This window comes from Haloferax sp. Atlit-4N, assembly GCF_003383025.1.
Lineage (GTDB): Archaea > Halobacteriota > Halobacteria > Halobacteriales > Haloferacaceae > Haloferax > Haloferax gibbonsii.
In genome coordinates, this window is sequence record NZ_PSYY01000079.1 from 1 (window position 1) to 469 (window position 469).

Below are 469 nucleotides of genomic sequence, written 5' to 3' on the forward strand. Positions count from 1 at the left end.
TGTCTCGGCGAGCTGCTGTGGCAAGGGTGTCGAACACTCGGCATCGACGAACCGCAGTTGGACCCCCTGGGATTCGAGCAGATGCCACGGGAGAATTGTCGCCGGGAAATCACCCTCGACGAGGATTACTTCATCACCTTCGTTCCACTCAAGCCCGTGAATCAGCAGGTGCAGCCCGTACGAGAAGCTGTTTCCTAGGATAATTTCGTCGGGAGAGGCGGTGATGAGTGTCCCGAGTGCCCGTTTGACCCCGGCTGGTACCTCGCGAAAGGCCTGTTCTGGGAGCCGAGGGGGCGCTCGTTTCAATGTAACCGCATCGTCAACCGCCTAGACGGCTCGCTTCGGTAAGGGCCCTTGATGGGCGCAGTTCAGCCAAGTATGTCCATCGAACGGCCCGAAATCCGCATTCCAATCCGCCATGAGTCTCGTAGCCCTAGAGCCGACTTAGTAATTCGCCCGAAGCATTCTG

Annotated in this window: 1 protein-coding gene; it reads right to left on the minus strand. The window is 58.4% G+C overall.

Going from position 1 to position 469, the window contains the following annotated elements:
* A partial coding sequence (locus C5C07_RS20655) for an aminotransferase class V-fold PLP-dependent enzyme (protein ID WP_233510495.1) occupies positions 1 to 306 on the minus strand: 306 nt, incomplete at its 3' end.
* Between the last annotated feature and the right edge of the window lie 163 nt (positions 307 to 469).